Here is a 15,958-nt window from a genome sequence, read left to right as displayed (position 1 = left end):
AGGCGCAGCGTGGGAGTTGACCGCTACCACCTCCGATCGTCTAGCGTTCCGGACAGGGAGTCGTCGAGAAACCGGCCACTCACATTGTGCGAGTGTCAGCGAAAGGGAGTGCCGTGCGCGACGGTAACAGCACGATCCCTGACGGGCCTGCGGACGTCTCGCAGGCCGACCAGGGCGCGGGGATCGTCGGCGAGCCAGGAGCCGTCCACGTCATCGTGGGCACGGACGCCACGCGCATCGTGCTCTCGGGCGAGGTCGACGCCGATCTCGGCGCCGAGCTTCAGGAAGCGACCGCGGAGGCCGAGCAGGTAGGCCTCCCCATCGAGGTCGACGCCCACCACGTCACGTTCATGGATTCGTCCGGCGTCGCCTTCCTCGCGCGCCTGTCCATCCGGTCCCAGCACCGGGTCCGCCTGCTGCGGGTGCCGCCGACCGTGCGGTTCCTGCTCGAGGTGACCCGCATCGGTGAGCTGCTCGACGTCGTCGAGGGCGACGAGTCGGAGTTCCAACCGGTGAGCGACGGCCAGAGCTGAGGAAGGGCCCCGGACATCGTCCGGGGCCCTTCTCGTCAGCAGAGGTCAGGCGCCGAGCGTGTGCCCGGCCGAGCGGAGCTGCTGGGCGGCCTCGACCAGGCGCTGTGCCATGCCGGCCTCGGCGAGCTTGCCCCAGGCGCGCGGGTCGTAGGCCTTCTTGTTGCCCACCTCGCCGTCCACCTTGAGCACGCCGTCGTAGTTGCGGAAGAAGTGGTCCGCCACCGGACGGCTGAACGCGTACTGCGTGTCCGTGTCGATGTTCATCTTGATGACGCCGTTGTCCACGGCCTCGGAGATCTCGGCCTCGGTCGAGCCCGAGCCGCCGTGGAACACCAGGTCGAACGGGTTCTCGACGCCGATCGCGTCGCCGACGGCCTTCTGGATGTCCGCGAGGATCGACGGGCGCAGCTTGACCGCGCCGGGCTTGTAGACGCCGTGCACGTTGCCGAACGTGAGGGCCGTCAGGTAGCGGCCCCGCTCGCCCGCGCCGAGCGCCTTGACCGTGGCCAGGCCGTCCTCGACGGTCGTGTACAGCTTGTCGTTGATCTCGGCCGTGTGGCCGTCCTCCTCGCCACCGACCACGCCGACCTCGATCTCGAGGATGGTGCGGGCCGCGACGGAGAGCTCGAGGAGTTCCTCGGCGATGACCAGGTTCTCGTCCAGCGGGACCGACGAGCCGTCCCACATGTGCGACTGGAACGTCGGGAGCTTGCCCGCCTTGACCTGCTCGATCTCGAGCGCCAGCAGCGGGCGCACCCAGGAGTCGAGGTTCTGCTTGGCGCAGTGGTCCGTGTGCAGCGCGACGGTGATCGGGTAGCCCTTGGCCACCTCTGCCGCGTACGCCGCGAGGGCGAGCGAGCCGGCGATGCGGTCCTTGACGGTCGAGCCGGCCGCGTACTCGGCGCCGCCGACGGAGACCTGAATGATCCCGTCGGACTCCGCCTCGGCGAAGCCCTGCAGCGCGGCGGTGACGCTCTGGGACGAGGTGACGTTCACGGCCGGGTAGGCGAACTTGCCCGCCTTCGCGCGGTCGATCATCTCGGCGTACACCTCGGGGGTGGCGATGGCCATCTGCAGCATCTCCTGCGTGTCGTGGGAGGGGTATCACCTCGATTCTGGCACGTCGGCGGCGCGCGCCGTCCGGGACGTTCTACCCCTGGACGGCCGGTGCTGCGTGCCGCGAGATCCACGCGTGCATCGCGATCGCGGCCGCCGCACCGGCGTTGATCGAGCGGGTCGAGCCGAACTGCGCGATGTGCAGGACGTCCACGGCGGCCGCGCGTGCCGCGTCGGACAGCCCGACCGACTCCTGACCGAACAGCAGCACGCACGCGCGCGGGAGCGTGTACCCCTCGAGCGCGACGGAGCCGGGCAGGTTGTCGACGCCCAGCACTGGCAGCCCCTCGTCGGCGGCCCAGGCCAGCAGGTCGTCGACGGACGGGTGGTGGCGGACGTGCTGGTACCGGTCGGTGACCATCGCGCCGCGGCGGTTCCAGCGACGGTTGCCGACGATGTGCACCTCGGCCGCCAGGAAGGCGTTGGCCGTGCGGACCACCGAGCCGATGTTCATGTCGTGCGCCCAGTTCTCGATGGCGACGTGGAACGGGTGCCGACGGGTGTCCAGGTCGGCGACGATCGCCTCGAGCGTCCAGTACCGGTAGCCGTCGACGACGTTGCGCCGGTCGCCGTGCGCCAGCAGGTGGGGGTCGTAGCGTTCGTCGGCAGGCCACGGACCGTCCCACGGCCCGACCCCGACCTCCGCGCGCTCCTCGTCCACGGGCGCCACGGTAACGGCTCAGGCCAGCGTGACCTCCAGCTCCACGACCGCCCAGCTCAGGGGAGGCAGCCGCAGGCTCACGGTGCCGTCGTCGGCGTGCACGCCGTCGAGCCGGACCAGACCCACGCGGTCCTGCGCGTCCTGCGCGTTCGTGGTGTGCCGGTCACCCCCCTCGGGCGTGGTCAGCACCTCGGCGCGCGTGACCCGTCCGGCCGCCCAGCCGCGCAGGTCGACCGCGACCTCGGCGTCCTCGTCGAGCCCCCGGTGGGCCAGGAAGAGCGCGACCCGCCCGTTCTCCTCGTCCCACGTGGCCGAGACGTCGACCAGGTCCACGTCGTCGAACTTCGCCGTCTCGTACCGGTCGGAGGTGACGGCGGTCCGCAGGACGACCCCGCGAGCCAAGGCCGCCGTGCGGGCGAACGGCCAGAAGATCGACTGCCGCCACGCGGGTCCGCCCTCCTCGGAGCGGATGGGCGCGATGACGTTGACCAGCTGGGCCTGGTTGGCGATCCGCACGCGGTCGCCGTGCCGCAGCAGCGAGTTGAGCAGGGTGCCGACGACCACCGCGTCGGTCACCGAGTACTCGTCCTCGATGATCCGCGGGTGCTCCTTCCACACGCCGGCCTTCTCGATGACGTGCGGCTGGTCCTCGGTGTCCCTGCCGGACTGGTACCAGACGTTCCACTCGTCGAACGAGAGGTTGATGTGCTTCTTGTGCTTCCCCTTCGCCCGCACCGCATCGGCGGTGGAGACCACCGACTCGATGAAGTAGTCCATGTCGACCGCGCTGGCCAGGAAGCTCGCGTGGTCCCCGTCGAGCTCCTGGTAGTAGGCGTGCAGCGAGACGTAGTCGACCTGGTCGTAGGTGTGCCCGAGCACCGTCTGCTCCCACGCGCCGAACGTCGGCATGGCCGAGCTCGACGAGCCGCAGGCGACCAGCTCGATGCTCGGGTCCACCAGCCGCATGGCCTTGGCCGCCTCGACCGCCAGCCGGCCGTACTCGTCGGCCGTCTTGGCGCCCATCTGCCACGGGCCGTCCATCTCGTTGCCCAGGCACCACAGCGTGATGTTGAACGGGTCGTCGTGCCCGTTCTTGCGCCGACGGTCCGACAGCTCGGTGCCGCCGGGGTGGTTGGCGTACTCGACGAGCGCGCGCGCCTCCTCGACGCCCCGGGTGCCCAGGTTCACGGCCTCCATGACCTCGACCCCGGCCACGCGGGACCAGTCGATGAACTCGTGCAGGCCGAACGCGTTGCTCTCGACCGTGTGCCAGGCGCCGTCCAGACGACGCGGCCTGTCGGGGCCGACGCCGTCCTCCCACGCGTACCCGGAGACGAAGTTGCCGCCGGGGTAACGGATGACGGTGGCGCCCAGCTCCTTGACCAGGTCCAGGACGTCGCGGCGGAAGCCCTGCTCGTCGGCGGTCGCGTGGCCGGGCTCGTAGATGCCGGTGTAGACACACCGACCCATGTGCTCGACGAACGACCCGAAGATCCGTCGGGGCACCTCCCCGACGACGAAGTCGCGGTCGAGCGTGACACGTGCCCTCGACATCACTGACCGCCGAAGCCGGTCGTGGCGAAACCCTTGATGATCTGGCGCTGGAAGAAGAGGAAGACGACCACCAGCGGGATCGCCGCCAGCACGGCCGAGGCCATGACCTGCGCGTACTGCAGGCCGTAGGCGCTCTTCACGGTCTGCAGCCCGACGGGCATCGTCATGAGCGATGAGTCGCTGGTCGCGATGAACGGCCACAGGAAGTTGTTCCACGCCCCGATGAACACGAAGATCGAGACGGCCGCGAGGATCGGTCGCGACAGGGGCAGCACGATCGACCAGAACACCCGCAGGCGCCCGGCACCGTCGATCCGGGCTGCGTCCTCGAGCTCGATCGGCACCTGGTCGAAGAACTTCTTGAGGATGAACACCATGGCCGGGTGGACGACCTGAGGCAGGATGATGGCCCAGTACGTGTCGACGAGGTTGAGCGTGAGCATCTCGTAGAACAGCGGGACGATGAGCACCTGCGGCGGGATGATGATCGACGCGATCATCCCCCAGAACAGCCAGCGCCGGCCGGCGAAGTCGAGCCGCGAGAAGCCGTAGGCGGCGAGCGCCGACACCACGAGCGTGATGACCGTGATGGCCGTGGCGGTCACCAGGCTGTTCCAGGTCCAGAGCGGGATGTTCCCCTGGCTCAGCACGCTCGAGTAGGCGTCTGTGGTGAAGCCGCTCTTCGGGAAGAACGACACGGGCGTCGAGGACGCATCCGTCTCGGACTTGAACGAGGTGACGACAGCCCACAGGAACGGCAGGAGCCAGAGCACGGCGAGCACGACGAGCGCGATGAGGGCCCCGATGCGGCCCGGGCTGGCGAACCGCTCCCCGATCCTCAGGCCGGCGCGCTCGGCGAACCGGCCGCGCGGGTGGTGGACGGGGGGCTGGGTGGTGGGCTCGGTGGCGATGGCGGTCATCAGGCGCTCCTGCGGGACGTCAGTCGGACCTGGCCGACCGAGATGATGACGATGAGGGCGAAGAAGATGTACGCGATGGCCGACGCGTACCCGAACCGGTAGCCGGTGAACCCGGTCTCGAAGATGTACATGACGACCGGCCGGGTGACGCCGGCGGGACCGCCTTGGGTCATGACGTAGATCTGGTCGAAGACCTTGAGCGAGGCCAGGATCTGCAGCATCGCGATGAGCACGGTGACCTGGCCCAGCTGCGGGACGGTGATCGACCGCAGCTGGCGCCATCGCCCGGCCCCGTCGAGCGCGGACGCCTCGTACTGCTGCTCCGGGATGTTCTGCAGCGCGGTCAGGTAGAGCAGGAAGTTGAACCCGACGGTCCACCACGTGGTCATGACGACGACGGCGAACATCGCCCACGTCGGATCCTGGAGCCACGCCACGGGATCGACCCCGAAGGCGCCCAGCATGTAGTTCACGAGCCCTAGTTGCGGGTTGTACATCCAGATCCAGATCTGCGCGGCGACGGTCGACGCGAGCAGGAACGGCATGAAGAACGAGAGCCGCCACAGCCACTGGCCAGGCAGCCCCTGGTGCACGAGCAGGGCGAGGACGAGCGCGACGAGGACGAGCGGGATCGTCGACAGCACCGTGAACCACAGCGTGTTGAGCAGCGAGCGCCACATGATCGGGTCTTGCAGTGCCTCGGCGTAGTTGGCGAAGCCGATGATCTCGCCGTTGGCGCCCGTGATGCTCTCGCCGGTGAAGCTGAGGTAGAAGCCGTGGATCAGCGGCCAGATGAGGAACATCGCGAAGACGATGACGAAGGGCGCCACGAACGCCCAGCCGATGCGGTTGCTCCGGTTACGCGCCGAACGCTCGCCGGCCCGGACCTGGTCCGCATCTGCGCGCGTGCGGGCGGCCGCGCTGAGTGCTGCGGTGGACATGTTCGACTCCTTCCGCTCAGACGGGGTTCGGCTTGGAGAGCTGGACGTTGACGCGATCGACGAAGGCGTTGAAGCCCTCCGCCGGGTCCGCGCCCTCGAGGTAGACGTTCTGGACGGTCTCGGCKAACTTGTTCTGGAAGTCGCTGCCCGACCCCGTGAACCACGCCTCCGGGTCGTAGTTGAGGATCTCGGCGGCCGGTGCGTAGTGCGCCTGCGGCACCAGCGCCTGGTAGTCGGAGCTCTTCACGACCGGCTGGAACGCCGGGATGTGGCCGGCCTCGGCCCATGCCAGCGAGTTGGAGAGGATGTCGGAGACGAACCGGTACGTCGCGCGCCGCTGGTCCTCGTTCGGGCTCGACTGGTGCGGGAGCGTGAACGCGTGCGAGTCGGCATAGGCCGCCGGCGTGCCGAACAGGGTCGGGATCGGCTGGGCGTCGAAGTTGATGCCGGAGTTCTTAGCCGTCGGCAGCTCCCACACACCGGTGAAGAACAGGCCGCTCTCCCCCGACATGAACTCGGAGACCGCGGTGCCGTAGTCGCCGCTCGGGGTGCAGATCGTGCCGTCCAGCAGCTGCTGGATGAACTCGAGCGACGCGACCGCGGCGTCCTGGTCGACCTCGGCCCGCGGGCCGGACAGGTCGAAGTCGGCGTCGTGCTGCTTGTACAGCGTGTAGAACAGCCGCCACATCTGGGCACCGTCGCCGAGGTAGCCGTAGGACAGCCCGTGCTTGCCGGTCACGGCCTGCATGGCCCGGGCGACCTCGAGGAACTGGTCGGGACTGTCGATCTTGGCCAGCTGGCCGTCGGAGCCCAGCACGCCGGCCTTCTCGGCCACGTCGAGGTTGTACATCATGATGAACGGGTGCGAGTCGAGGGCGATGGAGTACTGCTTCCCGTTCAGCCCGCCCTTGGCCCACACGCGCTTGAGGAAGTCGGACTCCTCCACGCCGTTCTCGGCCAGCAGGTCGAGGTCCCAGGGGTCGAGCAGCCCGCCCGGTGCGTACCCGGCGACGCGTGACGCGTGCATGATCGCGGTGTCGGGGGAGCGGCCGCCGACGCTCGCCATGGCCAGCTTGGTGTAGTACGGCGCCCCCCAGGCCAGCACGGTCTGCGTGGCCTCGTAACCGTGGTTCAGGGCGTTGACGTCGTCGACGAGCCCCGCCATGTTGATTCCGTCGCCGCCGCTGAGCAGGTGCCAGAAGGCGAGGTTGCGGACACCTTCCGCCGCCGAGGCGTTCGGGGCGCACCCGGCCAGCGAGCCGACCGCGGCGACGCCGCCGACCGCGGCGAGCGAGCCGACCAGCATCTGGCGGCGGGTGAGGCCCTGTCCGGGCGTGGGTGGTACCGCGAGCGTGCGCGGCCGATGGTGCAGTGCCATGACCTCACTCCTTCGTGAGACACAACTTCCTGAGCAGGTCCGGCGTCATTACCGTGCCCGATTCGTAGCATTACATCGTTGAAATTGGTTTGGCAACAGATACGCCGACGCGAGTCAGGCGTGTCGTGACGTCAGCCGGTGCTGGCGCGAACCACCAGGCGGTGCGGGATCACGAGCTGCCGGGCGGCGCGGCCCGGGTCGTCGATGCGGTCGCCCAGCAGGTCGAGCGCGGTCGTGGCGTAGGCGCGCAGGTCGAAGGCCACCGTGGTCAGCGGCGGGACCGCGTACCGGGACCCCACGATGTCGTCGAACCCCGCCACGGCGACGTCCCGCGGCACCTGCAGCCCCCGCTCCCACAGGACGCTCAGCACCCCGAAGGCCATGGAGTCCGTGAAAGCGAAGAATGCGTCAGGAATGTCGTGCTCCGCGAGGAAAGCGCGCGTAGCGACCACGGCCTCGTCGGTGGTCCAGGTGGCCGTGGAGATCTCGAGCGAAGGGTCGGCGGCGACCTCGGCCGCCGCGAGCGCGAGCCGGTATCCCTCGGTGCGCTGCCGCGCCGCCGCGGTCTCGATCGGTCCCGGCGACCCGACCACCGCGATGCGGCGCCGACCCGACGCCAGCAGGTGCTCCGTCATGTCCTGCGCCGCGCGCACGCTGTCCACACCCACGTGGTCGGCCCGGTCCTGCACGACCTCCCCGATCAGCACGGTCGGCGGCAGCGGACCCGCGAGCACGGAGACTGCCGAGACCTCGAGCGACACGGGGTTGAGCACGAGGCCCTCGACCAGGTGCGACCGCGCCCGGGACAGCAGCTCGCGCTCGCGCTCGGGCTCGGCTGCGGTCTCCTCGATCTGGACCGACCAGCCCCGCGCGTGGCCCTCCTCGACGAAGTGGTGCGCGAGCTCGGCCGAGTAGGCCGTCGACAGGTCCGGCAGGGCGAGCGCGATCAGACCGTAGCGTCCGTTGCGCAGGCCGCGGGCGCCGAGGTTCGGCACGTAGTCGAGCTCCGCGAGCGCGCGCTCCACCCGCTCACGCGTCTCCGGGCGCACGAACACGACCCCGTTGATCACGTTGGAGACGGTCTTGGGCGACACGCCCGCCCGGGCGGCGACGTCCTTCACGGTGGCGCGCACGGGCGCCATTGTTCAGCATCTGCCGATCAGGCGGCTCACAGGGTCCCCACATCTCGACCTCGGGCCGCCCACGGACGGCCCCGTAGGCTGAGCGCCATGATGACGACCGCACTCTCGGCCGCCGGACCGGTCGTGGCCCTGGGCCCCGACTTCCTCGACCCGCAGCACCTGATCGACTCGTTCGGCACCTGGGTGCTTCTCGGCATCATGGCGATCGTCTTCATCGAGGTCGGCCTGCTGTTCCCGATCCTGCCCGGCGACTCGCTGCTGTTCACGGCAGGAGCGCTGGTGGCGCAGGACAACCTCCAGATCGACATCACGATCTGGCAGCTGGTGGTGATCCTGATCCTCACCGCCTACGCCGGCACCCAGACCGGCTACCTCATCGGGCGCAAGCTCGGCCCGAAGGTGTTCAGCAAGCCGGACTCGCGGTTCTTCAAGCAGAAGTACATCGACGAGACCTACGCGTACTTCGACAAGTACGGCGGCCGGACGCTGATCGTGGCGCAGTTCATCCCGTTCGTGCGGACGTACGCGTCCGTCGCGGCCGGCGTCGGCAAGATGCCGTACCGGCACTTCGCGCTGTTCAACGCCATCGGCGTCGTCCTGTGGGCGGGCGGCGTGACGATGCTCGGCTACCTGCTCGGGAACATCGAGTTCATCAGCAAGAACATCGAGGTGCTGCTGGTCCTCGTCGTCTTCATCTCGGTCGTCCCCGTGCTCATCGAGGTGTGGCGCAAGCGCCGCCGCGAGAAGGCCGGGCTCCCTGCCGACGACGGCCGTGACGAGCGCTACGACGAGCAGTCCGAGCGTGACGAGGTCGAGCGCAAGGCGTTCGGCGCGTGACGCACCACGGCCCCCGGGAGATCCGCTCCTGGCTGTCCGACATGGACGGCGTCCTGGTGCACGAGGGCACGGCACTGCCCGGAGCGGCCGAGTTCATCCGGGCGCTGCGCGACAACGACCGGCCGTTCCTCATCCTCACCAACAACTCGATCTTCACCACGCGCGACCTGCGCGCCCGGTTGTCGGCCTCCGGCATCGACGTCCCCGAGGACGCCATCTGGACCTCCGCGCTGGCCACCGCGCAGTTCCTGATCGACCAGATGCCCAACGGCTCCGCGTACGTCATCGGCGAGGCCGGCCTGACCACCGCGCTCTACGAGGCCGGGTACACCCTGACCGCCGCGCAGCCCGACTTCGTGGTGCTCGGCGAGACGCGCACCTACTCGTTCGAGGCGATCACGCAGGCCATCCGGCTGATCCAGGGCGGCGCACGGTTCATCGCGACCAACCCCGACGTGACCGGCCCGTCCGCCGACGGCGACCTGCCGGCCACCGGCGCCGTCGCCGCCATGATCAGCGCGGCGACCGGGCGGCAGCCGTACTTCGTCGGCAAGCCCAACCCGATGATGATCCGGTCCGCACTCAACCGCATCGACGCGCACTCGGAGACCACCGTGATGGTGGGCGACCGGATGGACACCGACGTGGTCTCCGGGATCGAGGCCGGGCTGCGGACGTTCCTCGTGCTGTCCGGCTCGACCCGGCTGGCCGACGTCGAGAGCTTCCCGTTCCGGCCGACCGAGATCCTCGACTCGGTCCAGGACCTGATCGAGCGGGTCTAGGCCCTTCTCGAGGTCAGAAGCTGACCTCGGGCGCCGCGCGCACGCTGGGCTCGTCGGCCTCGAAGTACTCGGCGCGCTCGACGTGGAACGCGCCGGCGATGACGTTGGACGGGAACGACTCGACCTTGGTGTTCAGCTCGCGGACGTTCGCGTTGTAGAACCGGCGGCCCGCGGCGATGCGGTCCTCGGTGTTGGTGAGCTCGGCCTGCAGCTGCTGGAAGTTCTCGCTGGCGCGCAGCACCGGGTATGCCTCGGCCACCGCGAAGAGCCGCCCGAGCGCCTGGGTCAGCTGGTTCTCCTGGGCGGCCTGCTCGGCCGGTCCGGACCCGCCGCCGATGGCGGCCGCACGAGCGCGCGCGACCTCCTCGAACACGCCCTTCTCGTGGGCGGCGTAGCCCTTGACCGACTCGACGAGGTTGGGGATCAGGTCGTGCCGGCGGTGCAGCTCGACGTCGATCTGCCGCCAGGCCTCCTGGACCAGGTTCCGCAGGCGCACGAAGCCGTTGTAGGTGGTGACCGCCCAGATCACTGCGATGACGACGATCACGGCGAGGACGATCAGGACGATGACACCGGTGCTCACAGKAGAGGCCTCTCAGCGGTAGGTCAGGTCAGCCGATCGTAGCGTCGAGGGGGTCGTGTCCGTGGTCGAGCCAGACGTGCCGCGGGATCGAGCGGACGATCGCGGAGAGCAGGCCGAGCCGGGTCGCCAACGTCTCCAGCGCCGACGACCCGGGCTCCCACGAGATGATCGACGTGCCCCCGATGCGCCACGGCGTGACAGCGCCGTCGCGCAGCAGCCGCTCCATGAGGCGGGGGTGCACGATCGCGTGCCCGACCTGCGCGTCGGACGCCGTGACGCGGAACTCCATGTTGAACGCCTCGGACTCGAACTGGATGTCCTGGCCGCCGAACAGCTTGTCCAGCTTGGCGCCGAAGCCGTCGCGGGTCACCTCGACGGTCGGCAGGTACGCGGGCAGAGCCAGCGCGACCACGTGCGCGGTGTGGTTCGTCGTGTCCTTCTCGTCGCCCGTGGTCCACGAGTACGTGAAGGAGACGGCCTGGTGACCGTCGAAGGCGCCGCGCAGCACCTCGGTCGCCCGCTTGTCGCGGCCCTGACCGAACGGCTGGGCGTCCGAGAGGTGGACCAGCGACGGGTCGGAGCCCTCGTACGTCCAGCGGTTGCGCAGCGCCCACTGCTGGAACGCCTCCTGACGCTTCTTCTGCATCATCCAGGCGAGCACGGCGAGGATGACGACGCCGAGCGCGACGGTGGCGAGCAGGACGCCGTTCACGGTCAGGCGAGGCCGAGGTCTGACAGGCTGAACAGGTAGTGGTACGGCACGCCGAGCGCCTCGATCTTGGCCTGCGCGCCCGTGGCCCGGTCGACGATCACGGCGACGCCGAGCACCTCGGCGCCCACCTCGCGCGCGGCCTCGACGGCGGCGATGGGCGAGCCGCCCGTGGTCGAGGTGTCCTCGAGGATGACGACCTTGCGACCGACGATGTCCGGGCCCTCGATGCGGCGCTGCATGCCGTGCGCCTTGGCCTCCTTGCGGACGACGAACGCGTCGAGGTCCTGCCCACGGGAGGCGGCGGCGTGCAGGAGCGCCGTCGCGACGGGGTCCGCCCCGAGGGTCAGGCCGCCGACCGCGTCGATCTCCGCCGTGCCCAGCCCGACCTCCTCCAGCCGGTCGAGCAGCAGGTGGCCGATCAGCGGGGCTGCGCGGTGGTGCAGCGTGACGCGGCGCAGGTCGACGTAGTAGTCGGCCTCACGGCCGGACGACAGCGTGACCTTCCCGTGCACGACCGCGAGGGTCTTGATGAGCTCGAGCAGCTGCTCGCGGGGCGTCGGGGAGAGGTCGGTGCTCACGGCGGTCAGGCTACTCGGCGACGGTCGCCTCGACGTCGCTCCCCTGGTACGCGCGCCGGTAGCGCTCGAACGCGCGGACGGCGCTGCGCGGGGCCAGGCGCGCGAGCGCCGACATCGTGCGGTAGCGGAGGCTCGGCGTCGAGATCACCGCCCCGCGGCGCACATCGGCAAGCGCCGTGGCCACGACGTCCTCGGCGTTCAGCCACGCGATCTCGGGGAACGCCGACCTGTCGATCTCGCCGCGCTCGTGGAACTCGGTGTGCACGAAGCCCGGGCACAGGGCGGTCGCGGTGACTCCGGTGCCGCGCAGCTCGACGGCGAGGCCCTCGGTGAACACGCGGACCCAGGCCTTGTGCGCGGAGTACGTGCCCGACGCGAGCAGGGCGGCGACCGATGCGACGTTGAGGATCGCGCCGCGTCCGCGCTCGACCATCGCGCCGGCGGCCGCGTGGGACAGGACCAGCACCGCGGTGACCATGACCGCGAGCGCGGACTCCTCGGCCTCGAGGTCGCCGGTGACGAACCGCTGGTTCAGGCCGAACCCCGCGTTGTTGACCAGCAGGCCGACGGGCCGTTCGGTGGCGCGCAGCCGGTCGGCCACGCGCTCGACGTCGGCGCGGACGGAGAGGTCGGCGACGAGCACCTCGGCGCGGATGCCGGCGGCGGCCTCGAGCTGCCGGGCGAGTCGCGTCAGGCGCTCCTCGTTGCGCGCCACGAGGACCACGTCGTGCTTGGCCGTGGCCAGCTGCCAGGCGAACTCCAGACCGAGGCCGGCGGAGGCGCCGGTGATGAGTGCGGTTGCCATGGGGAACACCCTACGGATCGGTCCCGGGGGTCGCGCGCCACTGTGGAGGGCGCGATCCGGGCGTCGGTGGCGGCACGTAGGGTGTGCGCGTGACTGACGGGTGGGGTGGCGACGTGCCGGACTGGCCTCTTGACGAGGAGCCGCCGTTCGACCCGTTCTACGACGCCGCGCCGCCCGAGCACGAGGCCGTCCCCTCTCGGCCGGACATCCCTCGTGAGGTAGCCCAGGTGCTCGAGCCCGAGGCCGCCCTGGCCGCTGCGGCCGAGGTGCTGCACACCGTGTGGGGGTACGACGCCTTCCGCGGCGAGCAGGCCGAGATCATCGACACCGTCGTCCGCGGCGGCGACGCGCTGGTGCTCATGCCCACCGGCGGCGGCAAGTCCCTCTGCTACCAGGTCCCCGCGCTGGTCCGGCAGGGCACCGGCGTCGTCGTCTCGCCCCTCATCGCCCTCATGCAGGACCAGGTCGACGCGCTGTCCGCGCTGGGCGTGCGCGCCGGGTTCCTCAACTCGACGCAGCAGTCGTTCGAGCGGCGCAAGGTCGAGGACGCCTACCTCGCCGGCGAGCTCGACCTGCTCTACCTGGCGCCCGAGCGGCTGCGCGTGCGGGAGACCATCGAGCTGCTGGACCGCGGCACCATCGCGCTGTTCGCCATCGACGAGGCGCACTGCGTGTCCCAGTGGGGGCACGACTTCCGGCCCGACTACCTGCAGCTGTCGATGCTGCACGAGCGCTGGCCCGAGGTCCCCCGGATCGCGCTGACCGCCACGGCCACCGAGCAGACGCACGCGGAGATCGCGCAGCGCCTGCAGCTCGGGGACGCCAAGCACTTCGTGGCCAGCTTCGACCGGCCCAACATCCAGTACCGGATCGCGCCCAAGGACAAGCCGCGGGACCAGCTGCTCAACCTCCTGCGCACCGAGCACGAGGGCGACGCCGGCATCGTCTACTGCCTGTCGCGGAACTCGGTCGAGCAGACCGCGCAGTTCCTGGTCGACCACGGCGTGCCGGCGCTGCCGTACCACGCGGGCCTCGACCGGCAGGTGCGCGCGCGCAACCAGAGCACGTTCCTGCGTGACGACGGGATCGTGATGGTCGCGACCATCGCGTTCGGCATGGGGATCGACAAGCCCGACGTGCGGTTCGTCGCGCACCTCGACCTGCCGAAGTCCGTCGAGGGCTACTACCAGGAGACCGGCCGCGCGGGCCGCGACGGGCTGCCGTCGACCGCCTGGCTCGCGTACGGCCTGGCCGACGTCGTGCAGCAGCGCCGCATGATCGACACCTCCGAGGGCGACGCCGCCCACAAGCGCCGCCTGACCGCGCACCTCGACGCCATGCTCGCGCTGTGCGAGACGGTGTCGTGCCGCCGGGTGCAGCTGCTCAACTACTTCGGGCAGCCCTCGCAGCCGTGCGGCAACTGCGACACCTGCCTCACGCCGCCCGAGTCGTGGGACGGGACGGTCGCAGCGCAGAAGCTGCTGTCGACCGTCGTGCGGCTGGAGCAGCGCGGGCAGCGGTACGGCGCGGGGCACCTGGTCGACATCCTGCTGGGCAAGGAGACGCCCCGGGTGACGCAGCTGGGGCACCAGTCGCTCTCCACGTTCGGCGTGGGCAAGGACCTGTCCGACGGCGAGTGGCGCGGTGTCGTCCGGCAGCTGCTGGCGATGGAGCTGCTCGGGGTCGACAGCGACGGCTACGGGACCCTGCGGCTGGCGCCGGACAGCGCCGAGGTGCTGCGTGGGGCCCGGGAGGTGCGGCTGCGGCGCGAGACGGAGAAGGTCGTGCGCTCTCGCGGGTCGCGTTCCGGGCGGCCGACGGCCGCGGCGGACCTGTCCGACGACGCGCTCGAGCTGTTCGAGGTGCTGCGCGCCTGGCGCGCGGGGGTCGCCAAGGAGCAGGGCGTGCCCGCGTACGTGGTGTTCCACGACGCGACGCTGCGCGAGGTGGTCACGCAGCGGCCGACGTCGCTGGAGCAGCTGGGAGGGATCAGCGGGATCGGCGCCGCCAAGCTCGAGCGGCACGGGCCCGGCCTCCTGGCAGCACTGGCCGGCGTGGGCGAGCCGGTCTGACCCGGCAAAGCGCTGGACCCGCTMTGGTGCACTGGACCCCATGTTCCGGTACGAGCCCGACCCGCGTGTCGGTGACTGGCTGAGCCCGCGGCTCGGCCCGTTCGGCGCGTCCGTCGGCTCGCTGGTGCCGCGCGGATTCGAGTCCTACGCGCGCATCCTGCACCCGATGTACGACGCAGACTTCGCACCCGTCTCCTGGGCGGAGGTCGCCGCGACGACCGGGCGCGTCCTGCACCCCACGGCCCAGGCCTGGCGGCTGGCGGGCCGCTCGGACGTGCACGCCGGTCGGACCTCGGAGGAGCCCGCGGCCGGCGAGTGGCCGGGTGACGATCCCGCCGAGGGCTCGCTGCCGGCATCCGAGCTCCGCGCGCTGTCGGGGGTGCTGGGACGGCACACCGCCGGCGCCCTCGTCGCGGCCTTCTGGGAGGGCTCGGGCTGGGAGGGCGGGATGCAGCTGGTCGCGTGGTTGTCCGACGACCCCGACGCGACGCCGCCCCCGCCTCGTCGCGCGCCCGACGACCTCGCGCCCGAGGTGCTGCGCGGCCCGAAGCTCGAGCTCCCCCACCGGGCCTATGTGCTGTTCCGTGGGGCGACGGTCGATCTCGAGGCTCTGGCCGACGGGCGAGCCACGGCCGATGTCGACCCGTTCCGTCCCGGGTGGCGCACGCCGAACCTGCTCTGGCCCGACGACCACGACTGGTGCCTGGCGACCGAGGTCGACCTCGACTCGACCGTCGTCGGCGGGAGCCGGTACCTCGTCGACGACCTGCTCGTGGCGCCCGACCTGGAGGTCGTCGAGGTGGCCGAGACCGACTCGCTGGGGTGGTTCGACGACGAGATCAACGTGCCCTGATCAGGCCCCGAACCGTCGGCGCTGGAGCTCACGCACCTCGTCCTCGAGGCCGGGCACGGGACCCTCGACGAGGATGCCCGGCGCGACGGCGTTGATCGGGAGGGCGGCGACCGGCGCGGCGGGGACGCCCCACCCCGCCAACCATTCGCCGGTCTGCTCCGAGGACGTGACGTACACGATCCGGCCCAGGCCGACCCAGGCGTGGGCCGCGGCGCACATGGGGCAGTGCTCGCCCGACGTGTAGACGGTCGCAGCCGCGCGCTCCTCGGGCGTCAGGTGGTTCGCCGACCAGCGGGCGATCTCGAACTCGGGGTGGCGCGTCTGGTCGCCGTCCTTGACGCGGTTGCGGTCCTCGAAGCGGACCCGGCCGGCGGCGTCGACCAGGACGGAGCCGTACGGCTCGTCGCCGTCGTCGAGGGCCTCGCGCGCGAGCTCGACCGCGCGGGTCAGGTGGATCAGGTCGGTCTCGGTGATCGCCACCCGCCCACCCT

At 70.6% G+C, this 15,958-nt stretch carries 17 protein-coding genes; 5 read left to right on the top strand and 12 right to left on the bottom strand.

The window, feature by feature from the left end; all coding sequences use genetic code 11:
• Positions 1–113: 113 nt before the first annotated feature.
• Positions 114–533, top strand: a complete 420-nt coding sequence (locus ACXJKA_RS02145) for an STAS domain-containing protein (RefSeq protein ID WP_456823519.1) — start codon at positions 114–116, stop codon at positions 531–533.
• A gap of 45 nt (positions 534–578) precedes the next feature.
• Here the strand turns inward: ACXJKA_RS02145 and fbaA are convergent, their stop codons facing one another.
• The 7 genes from fbaA to ACXJKA_RS02110 form a co-directional block, all read right to left on the bottom strand.
• On the bottom strand, positions 579–1,613 hold the full coding sequence (gene fbaA / locus ACXJKA_RS02140) for a class II fructose-bisphosphate aldolase (RefSeq protein ID WP_456823518.1): 1,035 nt from the start codon (positions 1,611–1,613) through the stop codon (positions 579–581).
• A gap of 70 nt (positions 1,614–1,683) precedes the next feature.
• Positions 1,684–2,319, bottom strand: coding sequence for a TrmH family RNA methyltransferase (locus ACXJKA_RS02135; protein ID WP_456823517.1), 636 nt, complete (start codon positions 2,317–2,319; stop codon positions 1,684–1,686).
• Positions 2,320–2,328: 9 nt separating this feature from the next.
• Entirely contained in the window at positions 2,329–3,864 is a 1,536-nt protein-coding gene (gene arfA, locus ACXJKA_RS02130) for an arabinosylfuranosidase ArfA (protein WP_456823516.1), read from the bottom strand.
• Positions 3,864–4,784 carry a carbohydrate ABC transporter permease gene (locus tag ACXJKA_RS02125; RefSeq protein WP_456823515.1) on the bottom strand — a complete coding sequence of 307 codons (921 nt, stop codon included), beginning with the start codon at positions 4,782–4,784 and terminating at the stop codon, positions 3,864–3,866. Before ACXJKA_RS02125 ends, arfA begins: the two co-directional genes overlap by 1 nt.
• Positions 4,784–5,725 carry a carbohydrate ABC transporter permease gene (locus ACXJKA_RS02120; protein WP_456823514.1) on the bottom strand — a complete coding sequence of 314 codons (942 nt, stop codon included), beginning with the start codon at positions 5,723–5,725 and terminating at the stop codon, positions 4,784–4,786. Before ACXJKA_RS02120 ends, ACXJKA_RS02125 begins: the two co-directional genes overlap by 1 nt.
• A 16-nt stretch (positions 5,726–5,741) precedes the next feature.
• Positions 5,742–7,103: an extracellular solute-binding protein gene (locus ACXJKA_RS02115; protein WP_456823513.1), complete on the bottom strand. Its 1,362-nt coding sequence runs from the start codon at positions 7,101–7,103 to the stop codon at positions 5,742–5,744.
• Positions 7,104–7,234: 131 nt separating this feature from the next.
• Positions 7,235–8,236, bottom strand: coding sequence for a LacI family DNA-binding transcriptional regulator (locus ACXJKA_RS02110; RefSeq protein ID WP_456823512.1), 1,002 nt, complete (start codon positions 8,234–8,236; stop codon positions 7,235–7,237).
• A 96-nt stretch (positions 8,237–8,332) separates the two neighbouring features.
• Here ACXJKA_RS02110 and ACXJKA_RS02105 point away from each other — a divergent pair, with 96 nt between their 5' ends.
• Positions 8,333–9,082 (top strand): VTT domain-containing protein, encoded by a 750-nt coding sequence (locus tag ACXJKA_RS02105; RefSeq protein ID WP_456823511.1) that lies wholly within the window; start codon positions 8,333–8,335, stop codon positions 9,080–9,082.
• A gap of 41 nt (positions 9,083–9,123) precedes the next feature.
• On the top strand, positions 9,124–9,864 hold the full coding sequence (locus tag ACXJKA_RS02100; RefSeq protein WP_456823665.1) for an HAD-IIA family hydrolase: 741 nt from the start codon (positions 9,124–9,126) through the stop codon (positions 9,862–9,864).
• Between the two features lie 13 nt (positions 9,865–9,877).
• On the opposite strand, the gene ACXJKA_RS02095 is transcribed toward ACXJKA_RS02100, so the two are convergent.
• From ACXJKA_RS02095 to ACXJKA_RS02080, 4 genes are read right to left on the bottom strand one after another with little or no spacing between them, the layout of a single operon-like run.
• Positions 9,878–10,447 (bottom strand): LemA family protein, encoded by a 570-nt coding sequence (locus ACXJKA_RS02095; protein WP_456823510.1) that lies wholly within the window; start codon positions 10,445–10,447, stop codon positions 9,878–9,880.
• A 28-nt stretch (positions 10,448–10,475) separates the two neighbouring features.
• Complete coding sequence (locus ACXJKA_RS02090; protein ID WP_456823509.1) at positions 10,476–11,159, bottom strand: DUF3137 domain-containing protein; 684 nt, start codon at positions 11,157–11,159, stop codon at positions 10,476–10,478.
• A 2-nt stretch (positions 11,160–11,161) separates the two neighbouring features.
• Positions 11,162–11,737 carry an orotate phosphoribosyltransferase gene (gene pyrE / locus ACXJKA_RS02085; RefSeq protein WP_456823508.1) on the bottom strand — a complete coding sequence of 192 codons (576 nt, stop codon included), beginning with the start codon at positions 11,735–11,737 and terminating at the stop codon, positions 11,162–11,164.
• Between the two features lie 10 nt (positions 11,738–11,747).
• The gene (locus ACXJKA_RS02080; RefSeq protein WP_456823507.1) at positions 11,748–12,542 is read right to left on the bottom strand and encodes an SDR family NAD(P)-dependent oxidoreductase; all 795 of its coding nucleotides are present in this window, start codon (positions 12,540–12,542) and stop codon (positions 11,748–11,750) included.
• Positions 12,543–12,631: 89 nt separating this feature from the next.
• On the opposite strand from ACXJKA_RS02080, the gene recQ reads away from it, so the two are divergent.
• A complete protein-coding gene (gene recQ / locus ACXJKA_RS02075) occupies positions 12,632–14,614 on the top strand; it encodes a DNA helicase RecQ (RefSeq protein ID WP_456823506.1) in 1,983 nt (660 codons plus the stop codon).
• Between the two features lie 40 nt (positions 14,615–14,654).
• Entirely contained in the window at positions 14,655–15,467 is an 813-nt protein-coding gene (locus tag ACXJKA_RS02070; RefSeq protein WP_456823505.1) for a hypothetical protein, read from the top strand.
• Here the strand turns inward: ACXJKA_RS02070 and ACXJKA_RS02065 are convergent, their stop codons facing one another.
• Complete coding sequence (locus ACXJKA_RS02065; RefSeq protein ID WP_456823504.1) at positions 15,468–15,947, bottom strand: nucleoside deaminase; 480 nt, start codon at positions 15,945–15,947, stop codon at positions 15,468–15,470.
• Positions 15,948–15,958: the final 11 nt, after the last annotated feature.

The sequence above is a fragment of the Cellulomonas sp. P5_E12 genome, from assembly GCF_054049315.1.
Note: the sequence above shows the minus strand (reverse complement) of the source record. Positions and strands in the feature narration are given on the sequence as shown.

Bases quoted from the DNA above. Each gene is read 5' to 3' on its own strand.
- ACXJKA_RS02105 (WP_456823511.1), top strand. From the start codon at position 8,333: ATGATGACGACCGCACTCTCGGCCGCCGGACCGGTCGTGGCCCTGGGC.
- ACXJKA_RS02120 (WP_456823514.1), bottom strand. From the start codon at position 5,725: ATGTCCACCGCAGCACTCAGCGCGGCCGCCCGCACGCGCGCAGATGCG.
- ACXJKA_RS02100 (WP_456823665.1), top strand. From the start codon at position 9,124: ATGGACGGCGTCCTGGTGCACGAGGGCACGGCACTGCCCGGAGCGGCC.
- ACXJKA_RS02125 (WP_456823515.1), bottom strand. From the start codon at position 4,784: ATGACCGCCATCGCCACCGAGCCCACCACCCAGCCCCCCGTCCACCAC.
- arfA (WP_456823516.1), bottom strand. From the start codon at position 3,864: ATGTCGAGGGCACGTGTCACGCTCGACCGCGACTTCGTCGTCGGGGAG.
- fbaA (WP_456823518.1), bottom strand. From the start codon at position 1,613: ATGCTGCAGATGGCCATCGCCACCCCCGAGGTGTACGCCGAGATGATC.
- ACXJKA_RS02070 (WP_456823505.1), top strand. From the start codon at position 14,655: ATGTTCCGGTACGAGCCCGACCCGCGTGTCGGTGACTGGCTGAGCCCG.
- ACXJKA_RS02080 (WP_456823507.1), bottom strand. From the start codon at position 12,542: ATGGCAACCGCACTCATCACCGGCGCCTCCGCCGGCCTCGGTCTGGAG.